At 51.1% G+C, this 1,311-nt stretch carries 1 protein-coding gene; it reads right to left on the bottom strand.

Annotated elements, in window-relative coordinates:
* Window positions 1–163: 163 nt before the first annotated feature.
* A complete protein-coding gene (locus K336_RS18220) occupies window positions 164–856 on the bottom strand; it encodes a TetR/AcrR family transcriptional regulator (RefSeq protein WP_081660867.1) in 693 nt (230 codons plus the stop codon).
* Between the last annotated feature and the right edge of the window lie 455 nt (window positions 857–1,311).

The following is a 1,311-nucleotide window of genomic DNA, read 5'->3' as shown; positions in this document are numbered from 1 at the left end:
CTGCCGGAACGCCTCCTCCACCCGACCAGGACGGCGGTCTCCTTCCGGGGCGACCCCGACCCGCACGCCCCCACCGCATCCGAAACAGCACAGGAGACCCACGAAACACGGCCCCGTCCCAGGGGGGCCATAAACCTGGGCTGGCAGCCTTGTTTCATTACGGTCATACGTCACCCGCAGCCTCCTCGAGGCCGACGTGTTCAGACCCCACCCTACTTTGCGATGAATCGTTTAAATTCCAATAATCAAATCCGTTAAACGTACATTCAACGCAAATATATGTTATTCTTGCAGTCGATTGAAGGTTGCGAAGAGAGGCACCATCTCTGCCGCGCTGCGCCATGCCCTGCAGGACAGTTCCGATGAATTCCGCTATATTTTCAGCATTCACATTCGAGACGATGACTTCCTTTTCAAGATCTGCATCTATTATATTTTTAATACGCTTGATGTTAGAGATTCGATGACTCTCTAATTTTTTTTCGATGTCCCGGTTTGCATCTGTAACACAAGTTGCCGCGCAGGCAATAAGGCAGCCACCCGGACCACTTTTGTCGGAGTATTTATCCGCAGCTTCAAACAAGATTCGTCGGATAAGGGGGAGGGCGTGTTCTTCTTCATTGAAGGCAAGGTCCGTGAAACGACCTTCTGTATTCAGGTAGTGCTCGACAACTTGATCAAATAGATGTTGTTTATCTTGAAATGCAGCATAAAGGCTTGAAGCGGTAATCCCCATTCCTGTCGTTAGTTTGGCGATGGAAGTTCCTTCATATCCATTTCGCCAAAAAATATCCATAGCCTTGTCTAAGGCATCATCAATATCGAACTGTCTGCCTTGGCCACGTACCCCAGCCATCAATAAATATCCCCCTCGGTGAGATGCTGACATATCAAAACTTGTTTGAAGGCGGATACTTCCTTCTATAGTTGAAATTTCATTGTTTTGGAATCTATTCTTAGCTTATGAATCCTGCTGTGGGCAAGTATAGTATAGATGTCCATAACTCTTTGCATTGGGGTAAGTGAAATGCTGCTATGGCTGTCATGGAACAGAATCGTTTCTATGGCTGTCATGGAGCAGGATCGTTTCTGGTTTCGCGGAATGGAGGTGTTCGGAGTCGTGGTCGAATGTTCGGCCGGTGATGTGTGAGGCGGACGCGCCGAGGGTTCCTTCGGGTGTCTCGCGCTGGATGGTGGCGGTGTCGTTCCTGGCCGTGTTCCGGACGTGCCCGGCCGGGTTGGTGGTCGGGCACGTACGGCGACAGATGGATCGGCATGATGCGCTCCAGCAGCCGGCCGGGCCCGTGGAGG

The sequence above is a fragment of the Propionibacterium acidifaciens DSM 21887 genome (genome assembly GCF_000426605.1).
In the GTDB taxonomy this organism is placed as follows: Bacteria; Actinomycetota; Actinomycetes; order Propionibacteriales; family Propionibacteriaceae; genus Propionibacterium; species Propionibacterium acidifaciens.
Note: the sequence above shows the minus strand (reverse complement) of the source record. Positions and strands in the feature narration are given on the sequence as shown.